Annotated in this window: 17 protein-coding genes and 1 pseudogene; 9 read left to right on the top strand and 9 right to left on the bottom strand. The window is 63.9% G+C overall.

The window, feature by feature from the left end; genetic code table 11:
- The first annotated feature begins 105 nt into the window (after nt 1-105).
- Nucleotides 106-570 (top strand): MarR family winged helix-turn-helix transcriptional regulator, encoded by a 465-nt coding sequence (locus ACEN9F_RS21915; protein ID WP_413423297.1) that lies wholly within the window; start codon nt 106-108, stop codon nt 568-570.
- 1 nt (nt 571) lies between these two features.
- Here ACEN9F_RS21915 and ACEN9F_RS21910 read toward each other — a convergent pair whose 3' ends face one another.
- Nucleotides 572-1,435 carry a class I SAM-dependent methyltransferase gene (locus ACEN9F_RS21910; RefSeq protein ID WP_413423295.1) on the bottom strand — a complete coding sequence of 288 codons (864 nt, stop codon included), beginning with the start codon at nt 1,433-1,435 and terminating at the stop codon, nt 572-574.
- A gap of 183 nt (nt 1,436-1,618) precedes the next feature.
- On the opposite strand from ACEN9F_RS21910, the gene ACEN9F_RS21905 reads away from it, so the two are divergent.
- On the top strand, nt 1,619-3,589 hold the full coding sequence (locus ACEN9F_RS21905) for a glycoside hydrolase family 97 protein (protein WP_413423294.1): 1,971 nt from the start codon (nt 1,619-1,621) through the stop codon (nt 3,587-3,589).
- Here ACEN9F_RS21905 and ACEN9F_RS21900 read toward each other — a convergent pair.
- The gene (locus ACEN9F_RS21900; RefSeq protein WP_413423292.1) at nt 3,579-4,568 is read right to left on the bottom strand and encodes a zinc-dependent alcohol dehydrogenase family protein; all 990 of its coding nucleotides are present in this window, start codon (nt 4,566-4,568) and stop codon (nt 3,579-3,581) included. The genes ACEN9F_RS21905 and ACEN9F_RS21900 overlap by 11 nt on opposite strands.
- Before the next feature lie 103 nt (nt 4,569-4,671).
- On the opposite strand from ACEN9F_RS21900, the gene ACEN9F_RS21895 reads away from it, so the two are divergent.
- On the top strand, nt 4,672-5,586 hold the full coding sequence (locus ACEN9F_RS21895) for a LysR family transcriptional regulator (protein WP_413423290.1): 915 nt from the start codon (nt 4,672-4,674) through the stop codon (nt 5,584-5,586).
- On the opposite strand, the gene ACEN9F_RS21890 is transcribed toward ACEN9F_RS21895, so the two are convergent.
- Nucleotides 5,583-6,008: an ester cyclase gene (locus tag ACEN9F_RS21890; protein WP_413423288.1), complete on the bottom strand. Its 426-nt coding sequence runs from the start codon at nt 6,006-6,008 to the stop codon at nt 5,583-5,585. The genes ACEN9F_RS21895 and ACEN9F_RS21890 overlap by 4 nt on opposite strands.
- A gap of 95 nt (nt 6,009-6,103) precedes the next feature.
- Here ACEN9F_RS21890 and ACEN9F_RS21885 point away from each other — a divergent pair, with 95 nt between their 5' ends.
- Nucleotides 6,104-7,021 (top strand): LysR family transcriptional regulator, encoded by a 918-nt coding sequence (locus tag ACEN9F_RS21885; protein WP_413423286.1) that lies wholly within the window; start codon nt 6,104-6,106, stop codon nt 7,019-7,021.
- On the opposite strand, the gene dkgB is transcribed toward ACEN9F_RS21885, so the two are convergent.
- From dkgB to ACEN9F_RS21870, 3 genes and pseudogenes are all read right to left on the bottom strand, one after another.
- Nucleotides 7,018-7,821, bottom strand: coding sequence for a 2,5-didehydrogluconate reductase DkgB (gene dkgB, locus ACEN9F_RS21880; protein ID WP_413427133.1), 804 nt, complete (start codon nt 7,819-7,821; stop codon nt 7,018-7,020). The genes ACEN9F_RS21885 and dkgB overlap by 4 nt on opposite strands.
- A 12-nt stretch (nt 7,822-7,833) precedes the next feature.
- Nucleotides 7,834-8,223: pseudogene (locus ACEN9F_RS21875) on the bottom strand (SRPBCC family protein); the annotation flags it as partial.
- Nucleotide 8,224: 1 nt separating this feature from the next.
- Complete coding sequence (locus tag ACEN9F_RS21870; RefSeq protein WP_413423284.1) at nt 8,225-9,250, bottom strand: aldo/keto reductase; 1,026 nt, start codon at nt 9,248-9,250, stop codon at nt 8,225-8,227.
- 102 nt (nt 9,251-9,352) lie between these two features.
- Here ACEN9F_RS21870 and ACEN9F_RS21865 point away from each other — a divergent pair, with 102 nt between their 5' ends.
- The 5 genes from ACEN9F_RS21865 (at nt 9,353) to ACEN9F_RS21845 (ending at nt 13,565) form a co-directional block, all read left to right on the top strand.
- On the top strand, nt 9,353-10,255 hold the full coding sequence (locus ACEN9F_RS21865) for a LysR family transcriptional regulator (RefSeq protein WP_413423282.1): 903 nt from the start codon (nt 9,353-9,355) through the stop codon (nt 10,253-10,255).
- Between the two features lie 45 nt (nt 10,256-10,300).
- Nucleotides 10,301-11,317, top strand: a complete 1,017-nt coding sequence (locus ACEN9F_RS21860; protein WP_413423280.1) for a M14 family zinc carboxypeptidase — start codon at nt 10,301-10,303, stop codon at nt 11,315-11,317.
- A 10-nt stretch (nt 11,318-11,327) separates the two neighbouring features.
- The gene (locus ACEN9F_RS21855) at nt 11,328-12,092 is read left to right on the top strand and encodes an alpha/beta fold hydrolase (protein WP_413423279.1); all 765 of its coding nucleotides are present in this window, start codon (nt 11,328-11,330) and stop codon (nt 12,090-12,092) included.
- A gap of 12 nt (nt 12,093-12,104) precedes the next feature.
- Nucleotides 12,105-12,383, top strand: coding sequence for a YkgJ family cysteine cluster protein (locus tag ACEN9F_RS21850; RefSeq protein ID WP_413423277.1), 279 nt, complete (start codon nt 12,105-12,107; stop codon nt 12,381-12,383).
- 273 nt (nt 12,384-12,656) lie between these two features.
- A complete protein-coding gene (locus tag ACEN9F_RS21845; RefSeq protein ID WP_413423275.1) occupies nt 12,657-13,565 on the top strand; it encodes a LysR substrate-binding domain-containing protein in 909 nt (302 codons plus the stop codon).
- Here the strand turns inward: ACEN9F_RS21845 and gudD are convergent.
- Genes gudD through ACEN9F_RS21830 form a run of 3 tightly spaced genes read right to left on the bottom strand, consistent with a single transcriptional unit; the run spans nt 13,562 to nt 19,038 of the window.
- Nucleotides 13,562-14,899: a glucarate dehydratase gene (gene gudD, locus ACEN9F_RS21840; RefSeq protein WP_413423273.1), complete on the bottom strand. Its 1,338-nt coding sequence runs from the start codon at nt 14,897-14,899 to the stop codon at nt 13,562-13,564. The two genes, ACEN9F_RS21845 and gudD, sit on opposite strands and share 4 nt — an antisense overlap.
- Before the next feature lie 7 nt (nt 14,900-14,906).
- Nucleotides 14,907-17,108, bottom strand: coding sequence for a glycoside hydrolase family 3 N-terminal domain-containing protein (locus ACEN9F_RS21835; RefSeq protein WP_413423271.1), 2,202 nt, complete (start codon nt 17,106-17,108; stop codon nt 14,907-14,909).
- 28 nt (nt 17,109-17,136) lie between these two features.
- The gene (locus ACEN9F_RS21830) at nt 17,137-19,038 is read right to left on the bottom strand and encodes a glycoside hydrolase family 2 protein (protein ID WP_413423269.1); all 1,902 of its coding nucleotides are present in this window, start codon (nt 19,036-19,038) and stop codon (nt 17,137-17,139) included.
- Nucleotides 19,039-19,062: the final 24 nt, after the last annotated feature.

Here is a 19,062-nt window from a genome sequence, read left to right as displayed (position 1 = left end):
AAGAGCATGTGCAGGTAGTTCAAACGACAGATCAAAGCACTAGTGCGATTTAATCGCATGCGCCATGTATAATGGGGATACACACACCTCCCCATAGGCCACACCATGTTCCAGGCATCTGAACTTGACCGGAAGAAAGACACCAAGCTTGCAGATTTTCTGTGCTTCGCCGTGTATTCCGCCAACCTCGCATTCGGCAAAGCCTACAAGCCGATACTCGATCAGTTAGGTCTCACCTATACGCAGTACATCGCTGTTGTCGCGCTATGGGAGCAGGACAATCAAACGGTGTCCGACCTAGGCGAGAAGTTGTTCCTGGAGTCGAATACGCTCACTCCGCTCCTGAAGAAACTGGAAGCGATGGGATACGTGAGCCGCGAACGGGACGCGGCGAACGAACGGCACGTCCGCATCAAGCTGACTGCCGACGGCCGGCATCTGCGGGAAAAGGCGTTTGATTTAAGCAGCCCGCTGTTTGACGCCTGCGGACTTTCCACCGAAGGATTCAATACAACGCGCGAAGCTGTAGTCAAAGTCCGCGACAACCTTGTCAAGTCCATCACCAAATGACTTATCGGCGGCTGCGGAAGATCGCCACCTGGATATCGCTGCGGAACAGCCGTATGAACGGCAAGGCGGCGAGGATGCAGATGTACTGTACCCACAGGCCGATGCCGCTCAGCGTACCCGCCCACCGCATGCGCGCGAGCAAGCCTCGGGCCCTGACGGACGGCAGCTCAAACGTTGCCATCAGCTGAAAGCGCCGGTCCCGCGCCAGCTTGAGAAGATTGCCAGGACTGAAGTAATGCACATGCGGCGATGGCAAATCCTTCTGCCACATCCGTTCAAACGGATGCCGCCAGCCGAGGCGCGCCAGCACCTTGGCCAACCGGTAGAAAAATCCCGCGCTCGACGGCAGGTTCAGCACCAGCAATCCATCGCGGTTGAGATGCGCAATGCAAGCATCCATCGCCGCGCCAACCGCCGGGATATGTTCAATCACATCGTTGAAGACGATCACGTCGAACCGCTCGTGTTCGTTGAGTACCTCCGGGAAAAAACCGGTCCGGATGGCGTGGCCGCCCAGCCTGGCGCGCGCCGCGACTTCCTCGTCCGGCTCGATGCCCGTCACCATGAACGAAGGCGCTGCCGCCTGCAGGAACCAGCCATGTGCGCTGCCCACATCCAGCAGGGTTTTATTCACGGGATCGACCAAGCGCCGGATGGCTTGCAGGATCACGCGGAAATTTTCCGCGCGCAGGTCTTTGAGCCCCTCCTCCCGCGCGGCCTCGTTGAGCATGCCGTATGCGGCCTGATCGTTGATGCGTGGCGCCAGCGTGGTGCCCTCGTAGCCGCACGACGCGCAGATGAAATGCCATGAGGCGAGGCCGGCCTTCATGCCGGAATCGCAAACGACGCACAGATGATCCGCCATGATAGCCTCCTCGAAATATGCCCGGTCGAGTATGAAATCTGGCGGCGAACGCCATCTGAAGAAAAATCAAGGAACCACAAATCATGTGAGCGCTTGGTGAATTTCGCAATTGCGGCGCTGGCGGACTCATCCCAGAATGGGCGACGATCCAAAATAACGTCCATAAATCGGAGACAAGCCACCATGCCAGATCACGTCCGCGCCGCCACCCTGCTCGCCCTGACCACCGCACTATCGGCTCCGGCCTGGGCCGACACCGTCACCGTCAAATCGCCCGATGGCCGCAGCGTGGTCACCATCGACAGCGACAAGCTGACCTGGGCCGTCAGCCGCAACGGCAAGACCATCATCGAGCCGTCGCCGCTGGGCCTGAACCTGGACATCGCCGCCATCGGTCCCGGCGCGAAGCTGACCGGCCACGCCGAGGCCAGTGCCAACGACACCTACGACATCGTGGTCGGCAAGGCGCGCAGCGCGCCCGACCACTACAGCCAGTCCGACCTGGCCTTCTCCGCCGCCGGCAAGCCGCTCAATTTCCACCTGCTGGTGCGCGCCTACGACAACGGCGTCGCCTTCCGCTACGCCGTGCCGGAGCAGGCCGGCGTCGGCGCGTTCAAGGTGATGAATGAAAGCACGCAGTTCAACTTCGCCAAAGACTACGACTGCTGGGGCGCCAACATGGGCCGCTTCGACACCAGCTTCGAGGCCGAGTACGACCTGACCAAGGCGTCGAAGATCCGCAACTTCCACAACTACATGGCGCCGCTGGTGTGCAAGACCGGCGCCGGCCAGACCACCTTCGCCATCGCCGAATCGGACGTCAAGGATTATCCTGGCTTCTTCCTGTCCGGCCGCGGCGACGCGGGCCTTGGCGTGATGGTCACGCTGCCGCCGCGCTTCGACAACGACCGCGATTTCCGCTTCCGCAAAACCGTCTCGGCCAACGTGCAGCTGAAGGGACAGGGATTCAAGACGCCATGGCGCGTGGTCATGCTGGGCGACACGCCGGGCGACCTGGCCGCTTCCTCGCTGATCCCGACGCTGGCCGCGCCGTCGCAGATCAAGGACACCAGCTGGATCAAGCCGTCCAAGACCTCGTGGGACTGGTGGAACGACTGGGCCGTCGACGTGCCGAATGCCGGCGTCAACACCGCCACCTACAAGGCCTTCATCGACTTCTCCAAGCAGATGAAGCTGGACGATATCCTGATCGACGAAGGCTGGTCGGTCGGCAGCGATATCGAGCCGAATCCGAAGGCGGACGTCACGCGCGCCAAACCGGAATTGGACATGCCCGCCCTGCTCCAATACGCCAGGTCGCAAGGCGTGGGCGTGTGGCTCTGGTTGCAATGGCAGCAGCTGGACAACCAGATGGACGCCGCCTTCGCGCAGTACGAAGCCTGGGGCGTCAAGGGCGTCAAGGTGGACTTCATGAACCGCAACGACCAGGAGATGGTCGACTGGTATCACAAGGTGCTGGAGAAGGCCGCCGCGCACCGCCTGATGGTCGACCTGCATGGCGCCTATCCGCCGAATGGCCTGAACCGCACCTGGCCGAACTACATCACGCAGGAAGGCGTGCTCGGTGCCGAGAACAACAAGTGGAGCGCGCGCATCACGGCCACGCACAACGTCACGCTGCCGTTCACGCGCATGATCCTCGGGCCGATGGACTACACGCCGGGCGGCTTCCGCAACGCCACGCCGGCCGGGTTCAAGCATCGCAATCACGAACCGATGGTGATGACCACGCGCGGCCAGGCCGTGGCCATGTACGTGGTCTATGACAGCCCGTTCCAGATGGTGTCCGATGCGCCGGCAGCTTACAAGAACGCCGACGGCGCGGAGTTCATCCAGGCCGTGCCGACGTCGTGGGACGAAACCCGCATACTGGCGGGCGATATCGGCCAGTACATCGTCTCGGCCCGCCGCAAGGGCGACACCTGGTACATCGGCGCGATGACCAACGAAGCGCCCCGCACGCTGAAGGTGCCGCTGTCCTTCCTCGGCAAGGGCGCCTACAACGCGCACCTGCTGCAGGACGGCGCCGACGCCAACCGCCTCAAGGCCAGCGACAGCAAGGTCTCGGCCGCGCAAAGCCTCACCTTGAAGCTGGCGCCGTCCGGCGGCGCGGTGGCGGTGATCAAACCGTAACCACGACCTTGCCCATCTGCTCATTGGTCTCCATGTAGCGATGGGCGTCGGCGATCTGCTCGAAGGAAAAGACCCGCGAGATGATGGGCGACAGGGCACCGCCGGCCAGGCCGTCGAGTATGAACCGCTGGGCGGCCTGCAGTTTCCGCCGGTCGCGTAGTATCTCGTGCACCAGGTAGCCACGCAGGGTCAGGCTCTTGCCAAGCACACTGGCCAAGGGGAATGGCGTCGGCCTGGCGCTCAAGCCGCCGTACTCGATCAGGATGCCGCCGCCGGCCATTGCCGTGGTCAGTGGCTCGAACGAGGGTCCGGCCACCGCGTCGAACACCACCCTCACTCCGCGTCCAGCGGAAATCTGGTGCAGGCGCGCAGCCAGGTCTTCTTCCTCCGACGCGATGACGTGATGCGCACCGGCAGCCCTTAGCGCATCAGCCTTGCCGGAACGGCGTGTCACGGCGACCGGCACGGCGCCGATCAGATTGGCGATCTGGATCGCGGCCAAGCCCACGCTGCTGGAAGCCGCGGTGATCACCACCAATTCCCCTGCCGCGAGGCCGGCAATGTCGATCAAGCCGCCGTAGGCGGTCAGGTACTGCATCCATGTCGCGGCTGCGGCCTCCCAGTTCAACGCCGCCGGATGGCGTACCACCAGGTCCGCAGGATAGTTCAGCATTTCGGCATAGGCAGGCCGCTGCGCCATCGAGATTGGCGGCATGACGCTGACGGCGTCGCCTTCCCGGAACGCGGTCACGCCGGGGCCGACGCGCACAACGATGCCGGCCGCCTCCAGCCCCAGTCCCGAAGGCAGGGATGGCGTTTCGATATAGGTCCCCGAACGCATCAGGATTTCCGCGCGGTTCAATCCCAGCGCCTTCACGCGGATCTGCACCTCGCCTTCACCGGGCGCGGGCAGGTCCTCATGCTCGATGCGGAGCACGTCCGCGGAGCCAAACTCATGGAACTTTACGATGCGTGTCATGACAGTCAATTCCTATATAATTTTGATGGAATCGATTATCTTCCCGCTCATTTCAGCGATAAAGTGGCCTTTCGGTATGACAGAAAAAACCAGGAGTTTTTAATTGGACCGTTTGACCAGCATGACGGTATTCGTCCGGGCGGTGGACCTGGGCTCCTTCGCGGCCGCCGCCGAGACGCTGGACCTGTCCGCGCCGATGGTCGGCAAGCATATCCAGTTCCTGGAGCAGCACTTGGGCGTGCGCCTGCTCAACCGCACCACGCGCCGCCAAAGCCTGACCGATTTCGGCCGCGCGTACTACGACCGCTGTCGATCCATCCTCGCCGACGTGGACGCGGCCGATGCCATGGCGGCGGAACAGCTGGCCGAACCCGCCGGCAAGCTGCGCGTGAGCGTGCCGCAGTTGTTCGGCCGTGTCTGCGCACTGCCGGTGCTGATGGCACTGACGCAGAAGCATCCGGCGCTGGAGCTGGAGCTGTCGTTCAGCGACGGCTTTGCCGACCTGGCCGGCGACGGCGTCGACCTGGCGATCCGCAGCCTGTCGCGGCATGGCGGCGGCATGGGCGACCAGGCCGGCGTCGTCGCGCGCCGGCTGTGCAGCGACGACATGGTGGTGTGCGCGGCGCCTGCATATCTTGCGGCCCATGGCACGCCGGCCACGCCGGAAGCCCTCACAGCACACCAAGCCATCATGTTTGCCCGCTTCGGCCATCCCCAACCTTGGCGCTTCCCCCAGCCCGATGGCGGTTTCGCCGAGTTCATGCCGCGCCACCGCTGCCGTTTCGATGACCTGGCCGCGATAGCCGGTGCCGCCGTCGACGGCAGCGGGCTCGCTTGGCTGCCGCGCTGGCTGGTGCGCCAGCCGCTCAACGACGGCAGCCTGGTACGCGTGCTGCAGGATCAGCCGCCGCTCGTCTACGACCATTACGCGATGTGGCTGCAGTCGCCGCAACTGCCACTGAAGACACGCGTCGCCATCGACGCGCTGGCCGCCAGCCTGCCCGGGCTGATGGCTTAGGCCGGCGGCCAGGCGCCGATCTGGTTCAGCATGCCGAACCAGTCTTCGAGGTGCCAGGTGTGGGTGATGCGGTCCGCCGTCAGATAGTGGAACTCGTGAATGGCGATCGCGATCGGCTTGCCGGTCGGCGGAATGCCGAAGAACTCCCCCCGGTGCGTGCCGGTGATCTGCGCGCGCACCGCCGCGTGGCCGTCGCGGCCGAAGATGTCCTGGATCGTGATCCTCACATCCGGGAAGGCGATGCCGAACATGGCGACGATGGGCTTCATGCCGGCCAGGCCGGGCTGCTGGTCCGGTCCCAGCGGGATATCCTGCCAATCAGGCACCAATGCCTGGTCGAGCAAATCCGGATCCTGTTCGTTGAAGGCGCGGTACAGCGTTTCGATGGCTTGTTGCTGGGCGGTGGTAAGGCCGTTGTCCATGATGTGCTTTCTGTTCAAGTGGTTGACCCAGCCACTTTAGCGATCATCACCAGCGCAAGTCCAATCGATAATGGATATGCGGTATTATCCATTTCATGGATTTACATGGAATAGACCTCAACCTGCTGGTCGCCTTCGACGCCCTGATGTGCGAGCGCAATGTCACACGCGCCGGGGTTCGCATCGGCCGCACCCAGCCCGCCATGAGCGCGGCCTTGTCGCGCCTGCGCCTGCTGCTGAAGGATGAGCTGTTTGTGCGCAGCGCCGCAGGCCTGCAGCCGACGCCGCGCGCGCTGGAACTGGCGGCGCCGCTGGGCAAGGCCCTGGCCAGCATCCAGCGTACGCTGGACTTCACGCAAGATTTCGATCCGGCCCGTTCCACGGTGCGCTTCACGCTGGGGTTGTCCGATCATCCCGCCTTCGTCATGCTGCCGCAGTTGCTGAAGCGATTGGCCAAACAGGCTCCGGGCGTCACGCTGAAGGTCAGGTCGTTCACCGCGCGCGAGGATGCACTCTCGCTGCTCGATGCCGGCGAAGCCGATGCGGCGATCGGCGTCCCCGGCGGCATCACGCCGCGCATTCCTACCATGCCGTTATTTGAAGAACGCTTTGTCTGCGTGGTGCGCAAGAATCATCCACTCGCGAACAAGAAAATGACGCTGGAGCGTTTTTTGTCATGCCGGCACCTGCTGGTATCGCCGGAGGGCGACGGCGTCGGCCACGTCGACATGAAGCTTGCGCAGTTGGGCAGCAAGCGCGAGATCGCCGTCACGCTGCCGCAGATGTATGCTGCGCCGGGCATCGTCGCCCACAGCGATCTGCTGGCGACGATGATGGAAGGCGCCGTGCAGGCAAGCGGCATGCGCGCGGCGCTGGCGGCGCTGCCGCTGCCGGCGGAAATCGACCTGGCGCCGGTGCCATTCGTACTGCACTGGCACCGGCGTAACGATGGACACCCGGCCCAGCGCTGGCTGCGGGAGCAGATCGCGCTGGTGTGCCGGGATCTGGCTTAGTCCCAGTCCGGCGCCAGGCCTTCGGGGCTGGTCAGGCGTTCGTTGCGATCCAGCGCGGCGATCTGCGCCATGTCTTCGTCGCTCAGTTTCAAGTCCAGCGCTTTCAGATTGCTGTCCAGGTTGGCGCGCTTGGTCGACGATGGAATCACCGCGTAGCCCAGCTTTATCGCCCATGCCAGCGCGACTTGCGCCGGTGTGGCGTTGAGGCGCCCTGCGATCCGCAGGATCACCGGATCGTTCAGCACTTTGCCGTAGGCCAGCGTCATGTACGACGTGATGTGAATGCCCTGGCTGCGCGCGAACTCCACCACCTCGCGGTTTTGCAGATACGGATGCAGTTCGATCTGGTTGGTGGCGATGGCGTCCGCCCCCACCGCGTCTATCGCCTGCCGCATCAGCGCCACCGTAAAGTTGGAGACGCCGATCTGGCGCGTCAGCCCCTGCGCCTTGGCTTCGGCCAGCGCTGCCATGAACTCGGCCACCGGCACCGCGCCGCCAGGCGACGGCCAGTGGATCAGCGTCAGGTCGACATAGTCAGTGCGCAGCTTGGCCAGGCTTTCCTTCAGGCTGGGAATCAGCTTGTCGCGCGGCAGGTTCTCGATCCAGATCTTGGTGGTGATGAACAGCTCCGAACGCGGCACGCCGCTCGCGGCGATCGCGGCGCCGACTTCCGCCTCGTTGCCATAGATCTGCGCGGTGTCGAGGACGCGGTAGCCTGCTTCAAGTCCGTTGCGTACCGAATCGATGACGACATCGCCCTGCAGGCGGAAGGTGCCGATGCCGAGCGCAGGCACCGCCATGACGGACTTCTTCAGCGCCTTCAGGCCATCGGCATATATGCCGTGGAACAGCTGCGTGACTTCATCCTCGCTGACGCCGACCGGCGTAAAGCTGCCGGACCACTCGACCACGGCACCGCCGGCGGCTGGCTTCACACGGATCGTCGCGAAGTAATCCTTGGCCGGAAAAGGCGCCTTCAGGATCGAGTAACTGTAGAAGCGCTCCTTGTCGCTAAAGGCTTCCAGCCTTTCGACGATCACTTCGCCGGCGGGATTGGCCAGGGTGCGGACACGGCCGCCCTCACTCAGTTCGCTGCCCGGAATGTAAGGCAGCCAGTCGGGCAGCGAATTGAAGCCGCCGATCAGTTGCCACACGCGGTCCGCCGAAACGGGAATCTCGATACTTGCGATAGTGCTGGCCATGTTATTGCTCCTTCTTGCTGTCGCCTGGCAGCGGTGCATCCGGCGCCACCAGCTTCTGTTCACGCATCTCCTGCCAGAACGCGGCAGGCACGGGTTCATTCAGCGCCGCGTGGTCCTCGGCGATGCGCTCGGGACGGCTGGCGCCCGGGATCACCGAAGCCACCGCGGGATGCGCCAGCGCGAACTGCAAGGCCGCCGCCTTGACGCTGATGCCATGCCGCTGCGCGACGGCCTTGATGCGCTCGACTTTGGCGATGATTTCCGGCGAGGCCTTCTGGTACTCGAAGTGCGCGCCGCCCGCCAGGATGCCCGAGCTGTATGGGCCGCCGACGACGATGTCGACATTCTGCTTCGCTGCGGCGGGCATCAGGCGCTGCAGCGAACGCTCATGGTCGAGCAGCGTATAGCGGCCCGCCAGCAGGAAGGCGTCCGGTTTCGGCTCGTTCAGGTCCAGCGTCAGCTCCAGCGGTTCGACGCGGTTCACGCCCAGGCCCCAGCCCTGGATCACGCCTTCGTCGCGCAGGCGGCTCAACGCACGGAAGGCGCCGGTGCGGGCGATCTCGAATTGCGCCAGCCATTCATCGCCATAGAAATCCTGCGCGACGTCATGTACCCAGACGATATCCAGGCGGTCGGTCTTCAGGCGTTTCAGGCTGTCCTCGATGGAACGCAGCGTCGCATCGGCGCTGTAGTCGTTGACGATCTTGTTTTTCAAGCCGAATTCAAACACGCCGCCCTTTTCGCCCAGGTCGCGCGCGGCCGGATCTTCCAGTTCGTCGAGAATCACGCGGCCGACCTTGGTGCTCAGTACATAGTCGTCGCGGTTGCGGCCGGCCAGCGCATCGCCCAGGCGGATCTCGGCCAGGCCCGCGCCGTAGAACGGCGCCGTGTCGAAGAAGCGGATGCCCTGCCCCCACGCCGCATCCACGGTAGCCAGCGCCTCCGCCTCAGGAATGTCGCGGAACATATTACCCAGCGGCGCGGTGCCGAAACCCAGTTTGCCTTGCAGTTTGTGACGGATACTCATCTTGATTCCTTTTATTAATGAAGAAAGTGAAGCAAGTTTAGATTGACTGGATAAGACTGTCCAAGACATAATTTGCAAACCTTGAGTCCTTTTAGGTCTGATATGTTAGACATCCGCCAACTTCAATATTTCGTCACCGTCGCCGAGGAAGAGCATGTGGGGCGCGCGGCCGAGCGGCTGCACATCTCGCAATCGCCGCTCAGCAGGCAGATCGCCCAGCTGGAGGAAAAGCTCGGACTGACGCTGTTCGAGCGCAGCCAGCAGCGCATCCGCCTGACGCGCGACGGCCGCACCTTCCTGGCCGAGACGCAGGCCTTCCTCACCCACGCCAAGCGGCTCGAAGCGCTGGCCAAGCGGCTCGGCCGCGGCGACGAGGGCGGCCTGTGCATCGGCTACATCGAGAACGCCATGCACGCCGGCGTGCTGCCGGCCGGCCTGCGCACCTTGCGCGCGACGCGGCCGTCGGTGCATGTGGCGCTCTACAGCCTGCACTCGACGGAACAACTGGAAGGGCTGCGCCAGCGCAGCCTGGATATCGCGCTGGTGTGCGAACCGCCGGCCGCCAACGATCCCGACCTGGAATCGGCGCAGGTGCTCAACGATCCGATGATGCTGGCGATGCCGGAATCGCATCCGCTCAACGCGCTGGCGGCACTGACGCCGACCGACCTGACGGGGCAGGACTGGATCGCCTTGCGCCATCAGGATACGGGCCTCAAGCACGACGACTTCATCGCCGCCTGCGCGCGCGCAGGCTTCACGCCCAACATCCAGATGGAAGCGAGCGAGCCGATGACGGCGCTGGGCCTGGTCGCGGCCGGGCTGGGGATGGCGATGGTGCAGCAAGGCCTGCGCCATCAGATCCCGCCGGGCGTGGTGCTGCGCGAGCTGCCGTGGTTCAGCTATCGTTCGCCGCTGTGGGCGGCCTGGCACCGCATCAACCTGCGGCCGCTGGTGGCCAACTTCCGCGAGACATTGCTGGCGTTGGCCGCGCCGGAGCACTGACAATATCGGCTACACTGTCGGTCATATCTTTCTGCGCCGTGCCCTATGCCCGAGAAGAACCTGCCTGAACTGATCACCCTGAAGCGTCTGATCGACGAAGGCGGGAAGCATCTCGAAGTTGAAACTTCCTGCACGGTGGCGATGGACGGCCGCCAGTTCCCCGTGTATTCGATCGCGCTCGGCAATCCGAGCCCGGACGTGCCGGCGCTGGGCTTCTTCGGCGGCATCCACGGGCTGGAACGCATCGGCACGCAGGTCGTGCTGTCGTTCATGGAAAGCCTGCTGGCACGGCTGCGCTGGGACAGCACCCTGCACCAGCAACTGGAATCGATGCGGCTGGTGTTCATGCCGCTGGTGAACCCGGGCGGCATGTGGCAGGCCACGCGCTGCAATCCGCAAGGCGTGGACCTGATGCGCAACGCGCCGCTGAGCGCCGTCGACAAGGTGCCGTTCATGCTGGGCGGGCAGCGCTACAGCCATCACCTGCCCTGGTATCGCGGCGCAGAAGGCGCGCCGATGGAGCCGGAGAGCCAGGCCGTCTGCGGCCTGGTGGAACGCGAACTGCTGACGCGCCAGTTCAGCATGGCGCTCGATTGCCACTCGGGCTTCGGCCTGCGCGACCGCATCTGGTTCCCGCACGCGCACACGGCCGCGCCGATTCCGCACCTGGCCGACATCGGCGCGCTGGAAGAACTGTTCAGCCAGAGCTACCCGAATCACAACTACGTGTTCGAGCCTCAGAGCCGCCAGTACCGCACGCACGGCGACCTGTGGGACTACCTGTATTTGAACGGCACCAGCTACAACGACCGCGTGTTCCTGCCGCTGACGCTGGAGATGGGATCGTGGCTGTGGGTGAAGAAGAACCCGCGCCAGATCTTCGACCGCATCGCCATGTTCAATCCGACCGCCAAGCACCGCTTGCAGCGCGTGCTGCGGCGGCATCTGATCCTGTTCGACTTCCTGATGCGCGCGGCCAATAGCCACGGGCGCTGGATGCCGGAAGGACTGGCGCGCAAGATCCAGCACCGTCGCGCACTGGCGCAATGGTATGACGCATGAGAAGCCTCGCATGAGCAGCTGGGTCCTGCTGCGCGGCCTGATGCGCGAACAACGCCACTGGGGACGCTTCCCCGGCGAGCTGGCGCGCGCCGTGCCGGACGCCGTCATCGTCACGCCCGACCTGCCGGGCAATGGCCAGCGTCACGCCATGCAAAGCGCGACCACGGTGGCGGCGATGGTGGAGTTCTGCCGCCAGGATTTGAAGGCGCGCGGCGTGCCGGCGCCCTACTCGCTGCTGGCCTTATCGCTGGGCGGCATGGTCGCGGTGGAATGGGCCAGCCGCTATCCGCAGGAAGTGGCGCGCTGTGTGCTGATCAATACCAGCATGCGGCCATACAGCCGCTTCCACCAGCGGCTGCGCTGGCAAAACTATCCGTCGATATTGAAGCTGATGCTGCAAGGGGGCGTGGAAAACCAGGAGCGCCTGATCCTGCGCCTGACCAGTCGCGAAGGGGACGCCGCCGAACGCGCGGGGCTGCTGCAGCGCTGGCTGGACTATCAACGCGAATTCCCGGTCACTCGCAAGAACGCACTGCGCCAGTTGTGGTCCGCCGCCCGCTTCCATGCGCCGAACGAGCGCCCCGCCGCGCCGCTGCTGGTACTGGCCAGCGCCGGCGATCAACTGGTCGACCACCGCTGCTCCGCCAACCTCGCCCGCGCATGGCAAGCCGAACACCTTGTGCATCCAGGCGCAGGCCATGACCTGCCGCTGGACGACGGCGCCTGGGTCGCGCAAGCGGTGGCAAAATGGCTAGCCGCCGGCAAAGCCGGGTAAAATATCGGCCCTATGAATACCATCACTGCCGCGACAGAGTGCCGCCAGGGCTGCGGCGCCTGTTGCACCGCTCCGTCCATCACCAGCCCGATACCCGGTATGCCCAAGGGCAAACCGGCCGGCGTGCGCTGCATCCAGCTGGCGGACGACAATCGCTGCAAGATCTTCGGCCGTCCCGAACGGCCCGCCTTCTGCGGCGGCCTGCAGCCGTCAGCCGAAATGTGCGGCAGTTCGCGCGAGTCGGCCATGATCTGGCTGGCCGACCTCGAACGCGCCACCGCGCCGCACTAGGCTCATCAGCGGCGCGCTTCCAGCTGCGCCAGCAACTTCATTAATTCCGCTGAAAATTTAGGCAACAACGGTTCCTTCGCCGGCGTAGCGCAATCGCGAGGGCAAGTTTCTTTTGGTACTGGGATGGCGGGGTGGGACATGGCGACCTCCATAAAAAAGCTGCTGCATGGCGTTTTACCAGTGCATGGGGTATATTCTCCGCCTGACTCGAAGTGTTATCAAACGAGTTATTTTCGACAAATGAATAAGAAAAACTTAGCCTAAACCCTCACCATGAGCAAACCGCTGCGTTCCCTTTCCGGCCTGATGGACTTCGATTGCGCGGCGCGCTGGGGGAGTTTCAAGCTGGCCGCGCAGGAGCTGCACAAGACGCCGGCGGCGATCAGCCTGCAGGTCAAGCAGCTGGAAGAGGCGCTCGGCTTCGAGCTGTTCGTGCGCCATCCGCGCCACATCGCGCTGACCGACAAGGGACGCGATCTGGCGGCGACGGTCAGCCGCATGCTGGGCGAGTTGCGGCAGAAGGTCGAAGCGCTGCAAGGCGGCGACGAGGAAAAGACCCTGCGCATTTCGACCACGCATTCGCTGGCGATCAAATGGCTGGTGCCGCGCATCAGCCGCTTTACCAAGCTGTATCCTGAACTCGATATCCGCATCGATTCCAGCGACAAGATCATGAACATGGAGGATGGTAGCGTCGACGTCGCGCTGCGCTTCTACAACGTGGAAGCCACCGACAGCGGCGTGTTGTTCCGTGACCGCCTGGTGGCGGTCTACAGCCCGACGCTGCTGGCGCCGGGCCAGGAGGCGCTAACGCTGGCCGACCTGCAGCGTTTCCCGCTGCTATACGATAACTCGACCGACGACTGGATCAAGCTGCTGAAGGCCAACCACGTCGCAAAGGGGAAGTACGACCTGTCGCGCAGCTACACCAACTTCGCGGTACTGGCGCAGGCGGCGATCGCGGGACAGGGCGTGAGCCTGATCTCGTATGCGGTCGCCTACGAAGACCTGCGCAGCGGCGCGCTGCTGATGCTGAAGTGCTTTGACGCGCCCTACTCGCGCGGCTACCGCCTGCTGGTCGGCCGCGGCAAGGAAGAGATGACCAAGGTGGCCCGCTTCCGCGCCTGGCTGCTCGATGAAATCGCCGAGATGCAGCAGGCGCTGGATAAAACGCACACTTAACGCACCAGGCACGGACGCTTGGCGTCGAAACTCCAGCCAGGGATCAGGAACTGCATCGCCACCGCGTCGTTGCGCGCGCCGAGGCCCATGCCGAGGTAGCGCTGGTGCGCCGCTTCGACTTCCACCATGTCCAGCTCCACGCCCAGGCCTGGCTTCTTCGGCACATCCACCAGGCCGCCGACGATTTGCAGCGGCGCCTTGGTCAGGCGCTGGCCGTCCTGCCAGATCCAGTGCGTGTCGATGGCGGTGATCTTGCCCGGTGCGGCGGCGGCGACGTGCGTGAACATCGCCAGCGATACGTCGAAGTGGTTGTTGGAGTGCGAGCCCCACGTCATGCCCCACTCATGGCACAGCTGCGCCACGCGCACCGATCCCTGCATGGTCCAGAAGTGCGGATCGGCCAACGGGATGTCCACCGACTGCAGCTGGATCGCATGACCCAGCTCGCGCCAGTCGGTGGCGATCATGTTGGTGGCGGTCGGCAGGCCGGTGGCGCGACGGAACTCGGCCATCACTTCGCGGCCCGAGTAGCCGTTCTCGGCGCCGCACGGATCTTCGGCATACGCCAGCACATGTCCTTGGTCACGGCACAGGCGGATCGCATCCTTCAGCAGCCAGCCGCCGTTCGGATCGAGCGTCACGCGCGCATCGGGGAAACGCTCGGCAATCGCGGTGACGGCTTCGATTTCCTCTTCGCCGCGCAGCACGCCGCCTTTCAGCTTGAAGTCCTTGAAGCCGTAGCGTTCATACGCCGCTTCGGCCAGCGCGACCACGGCCTTGGCATCCATCGCCTTCTCATGCCGCAGGCGTGCCCACGCATCGGCGCCCCCTGGATCGCTGTCATACGGCAGGTCGGTGACGTTGCGGTCGCCGATGTAGAACAGGTAACCCAGCATCGGCACCTGCGCGCGCTGCTGGCCATCGCCGAGCAGGGCCGCCAGCGGCACATCCAGGTGCTGGCCCAGCAGATCCAGCAACGCGCACTCGATAGCGGTAACAGCGTGAATCGCGATGCGCAGGTCGAAGGTTTGCAGGCCGCGCCCGCCGCTGTCGCGGTCGGCGAAGGCGTTGCGCACCTTGTTCAGCACCGCGTTGTACTGGCCGATGGGTTGGCCGACGATCAGTTGCTGCGCGTCCTCCAGCGTCTTGCGGATCGCTTCGCCGCCCGGCACTTCGCCCACGCCCTGGTTGCCGGCGCTGTCGGTCAGGATCAGCAGGTTGCGGGTGAAGTAAGGCGCATGCGCGCCGCTCAGGTTGAGCAGCATGCTGTCCCGTCCAGCGACGGGAATAACGCGCATGGCGGTGACGACTGGCGATGCAGTTGGTTTGTTCATGATGTTTTTATTTGAGTGTGTACGTGGTTTCGAGGCGGATGTCGTCCGAGGCGCTGCCGACCATCAGTTTGAATTCACCCGCTTCCGCGCCCCACTGCAGCTTGCTGTTGAAGAACGACAGCAGTTCGCGATCCACGGTGAAGCTGACGCGCCGCTGTTCGCCCGGCTTCAGCGAGATCTTCTGGAAGCCCTTCAACTCCTTCAAAGGCCGCACCACCGACGAGACCATGTCGCGCAGGTAAAGCTGGACGATCTCCGTGCCAGCGGCCTTGCCGGTATTGGCCAGGTCGAAGGACAGCGTTTCGCCCTTGAGCGCGAGGCCCGAGTATTTGAAATCGGTATAGCTCAAGCCATGGCCGAAGGCATAGCGCGGCGTGTTGACGGAATCGATATAGGCCGATTTATAGACAACGTTCTTCTCGTCGGTGACAGGACGTCCGGTGTTGTACTGCGCGTACGAGATCGGAATCTGGCCGACGCTGCGCGGGAAGGTAATCGGCAGCTTGCCCGACGGGTTGTAATCGCCGAACAGCACATTGGCGACGGCGTTGCCGCCTTCGCTGCCTGGGAACCAGGCGTACAGGATCGCGTCCGCGCGGTCGGCGATGGTGTTGAACACCAGCGGACGGCCGGCCAGCATGACCACCGCGACCGGCTTGCCGGTCGCCTTCAGCGCGGCGAACAATTCTTCCTGCTTGCCCGGCAGCGTGATGTCGGTGCGCGACTTGGCTTCGCCGCTCAGGTCCCACGTCTCGCCGACGGCCAGCACGATGACGTCGGCCTTGGCAGCGGCGGCGACGGCGCCGGCAAAGCCTTCGGTGGTGGCACAAGGGCTGGCGCAGGCCTGTGCGTAGCTGACCTCCGCCTTGCCGGCGTGGCTGCGGATACCTTCCAGGATACTGACTACCTTTGCGCGCTCACCCTGCACCACCCAGCCGCCTTCCAGGTCGCGCTGCGCGTCGGCCAGCGGACCGATGACGGCGATGCGTTTGGCCTCGCGCGACAGCGGCAGCAGTTTTCCTTCATTCTTCAGCAGCACGATCGACTTCTGCGCCACGTCCAGCGCGGCGGCGCGGTGCGACGGATCGCTCAGCACAGTCTTCTCGCGCGCGGCGTCCGAATAGCGGTAGGGATCGTCGAACAGGCCGAGCTCAAACTTCTTGTACAAGACACGGTGCACGGCATCGTCCAGCGTCTTCATCTTCACCTTGCCGGATTTGACGGCGGCTTCCAGGTGATTGCTGTAGGCGTAGCCTTCCATGTCCATGTCGCTGCCGGCGTTGATGGCCTTGACGGCGGCGTCGGCCAGGTCGGTCGCATAACCATGCGGCACCATCTCGCGCACCGAGCCCCAGTCACTGACGACGAAGCCCTTGTACTTCCAGGCGCCCTTCAGGATGTCGCGCTGAAGGAAGGCGTTGCCGGTGGCCGGTATGCCGTTCAGCGTGTTGAAGGAGTTCATGAAAGTCGCGGCGCCCGCGTCCAGCGCGGCCTTGAACGGCGGCAGGTAGACTTCGAACAGCTGCTGCTCGCTCATGTCGACCGCGTTGTAGTCACGGCCGGCGACAGCGGCGCCATAGGCGGCGAAGTGCTTGGCGGTGGCCATCACGGAATCGGCGTCGCCCAGCTTTTTACCCTGAAAACCATGCACGCGCGCGGCGGCGATCTTCGAGCCGAGGAAGGTATCCTCGCCCGCGCCTTCCATCACGCGGCCCCAGCGCGGATCGCGCGCCACGTCGACCATGGGCGCAAAGGTCCAGTGGATGCCGGAAGCGGCGGCCTCGCGCGCGGCGATGTGCGCCGACAGTTCGATCGCTTCCATGTCCCACGATGCCGATTCGCCCAGCGGCACAGGAAACACGGTCTGGTAGCCATGGATCACGTCAAGACTGAACAGCAGCGGAATCTTCAGGCGCGATTTCAGGGCCAGCGCCTGGATCTCGCGGGTGTCCGCCACGCCCTTCACGTTCAGCATCGAGCCGACCTTGCCGCTGCGGATATCCGCCAGCTTGTCGGCGTACTCGCTGCTGGTCGGGCCGGTGAACTGGCGGCCGGAGAGTTGATGCAGTTGGCCGACCTTCTCTGCCACCGTCATCTGCTTCATCAGCGCATCGACCTTGCGCTCGATCTGCGCGTCCTGCGCGTTCGCCACCATAGGGAACAAAGCGGCGGTAGCGGTACCAATCGCCACCGCGAGGGTGCGCATCATGATTTGTTTTTTCATGGTTTATTTGAGCTTATTTGTACTGCTGCTGTTTTTGGTCGTAGTAGGACTTCAGCGTGTAGAACGCCAGCTTCTTCTTGCCGGTTTCCGAGACGAGACCTTTACGGTTCCAGAAGTCCTGGTAGTACGGATGCGGGCGACGCGGCGAACGGAAGTCGGCCAGCACCCACGGCGTCATGCCGCGCAGGCCCGGAATCGCGTCCAGCATCTTGAACGTATTCTTGTACAACTGGTCCTGGTACTCCTCGCTCCAGCGCGTGTCGGTGTCCGCATGCAGTCCACCCAGCGCATCGGCGCCGAACTCGGTCACGATCACCGGCTTGTTGTAATCGACCTTGAAGGAGTAGTTGTTCATTTCCTTGTTGTTGGTCCAGTACCAGCCGGCGTATTGGTTGAAGCTGGCCAGATCGATCTTGTCGGCCAGCGGATCTTCCACCGTGATGACGCTGCCGGAGCGATGCACTTCCAGCGCTGCGCCGACCAGGCGGGTGCTGTCCAGCGAACGCACGGTATCGGCCAGCTTGCCCATGAAGGTATTGCGCGGTGCGCTGACCGGCGTTTCATTCCCGATCGACCAGATGATGACGCTGGCGCGGTTCTTGTCGCGCACCACCAGGTCGGTCAGCTGCTGGTTGGCGTTGGCGAAGACTTCCGGCTTCTCCCACGAGATGGTCCAGTACACCGGCACCTCGGCCCATACCAGCATGCCCATTTCGTCGGCCAGCTTGATCATTTCCTCGCTGTGCGGGTAGTGCGCCAGGCGGACGTAGTTGCAGTTCATCTCCTTGGCCCATTGCAGCATCATGCGCATGTCGCCTTCGCCGCGCAGGCGGCCCGGGATCAGCGGATTCTCGTCGTGCATCGAGATCCCGCGCAGGAAGATCGACTTCCCGTTCAACAGGATGTCGTGGCCGCGCGTCTCGATGGTACGCAGGCCGATGCGGTCATTCAGCTTGTCGGTCGCACCGGCGATGGCGACGGCGTACAGCTTCGGATCTTCCGGCGACCAGTAGCGCACCTTGTTCTTCGGCAGCGGAATGCTGATCGCCGCGCGGCCCTCGGCGTTGGTGCGCACCACGGCCTTGACGCCCAGTTCGGCGATCGAGATCGTCACGTCCTGCGCGCGCTGGGCGCCGGTCATCTGCACATAGCCTTCGATGCGGCCCATGTCGCCCTTGGCCAGTTGGACCTTGTAGTCGGCGATATAGGTGTCCGGCGTTTCGGCCAGCATCACGTCGCGCGTGATGCCGCCGTAGTTCCACCAGTCGGTATTCACGGTCGGGATATCGTCCTGGTGGCGCGTGTTGTCGGCCTTGACGATGACGGTGTTCTGGCCGTTCTGCAGGCGGCCCGTCACTTCAAACTGGAATGGCGTGAAGCCGCCCTTGTGGCTGCCGAGCTTCTTGCCGTTCAGGTAGACGTGCGCTTCATAGTTGACCGCGCCGAAGTAGAGGAAGTAGCGCTTGCCTTCCTTGGGCGTGGAGTTGAACTGCTGGCGCATCCACACCGTGCCTTCGTAATTTTCCAGCTTCGGATTCTGCGAGTTCCAGTCGCCGGGAATCGCCAGCGTCGGCGAACCGTCGAAGCTATACTCGATCAGCTCGTCCTTGTCCTTCTGCTTGCGGTCGTCGAAGAAGCCGCCGGTGCCGTTGCCCGTTTGGTCGAAGGCCTGGCGGCGGTAGTTGTAGAAGCCGGTCTCGTAGGGATCGATAATGTAGTTCCAGCGCCCGTCTAGCAGCAAATGCGTGCGGCCGTAAATGTTCTGCAGCATAGGCGGCTGCTTGGCCAGCTCGGCGCGCGCGCCGCCGCCCTTCACCGTGTTGGCCTGGCCAGGCGCCTGGTCGTCCTGCGCCCACGCCGCAACGGCCGCCGACAGGCAGCCCGATAACAACAGCATCTTCCATACATTACGCATCGATTGTCTCCTACCTTCTTCTTA

This window comes from Duganella sp. CT11-25 (assembly GCF_047302815.1).
Classification (GTDB): Bacteria; Pseudomonadota; Gammaproteobacteria; order Burkholderiales; family Burkholderiaceae_D; genus Rugamonas.
This window is presented reverse-complemented; position numbering and strand designations above follow the sequence as displayed.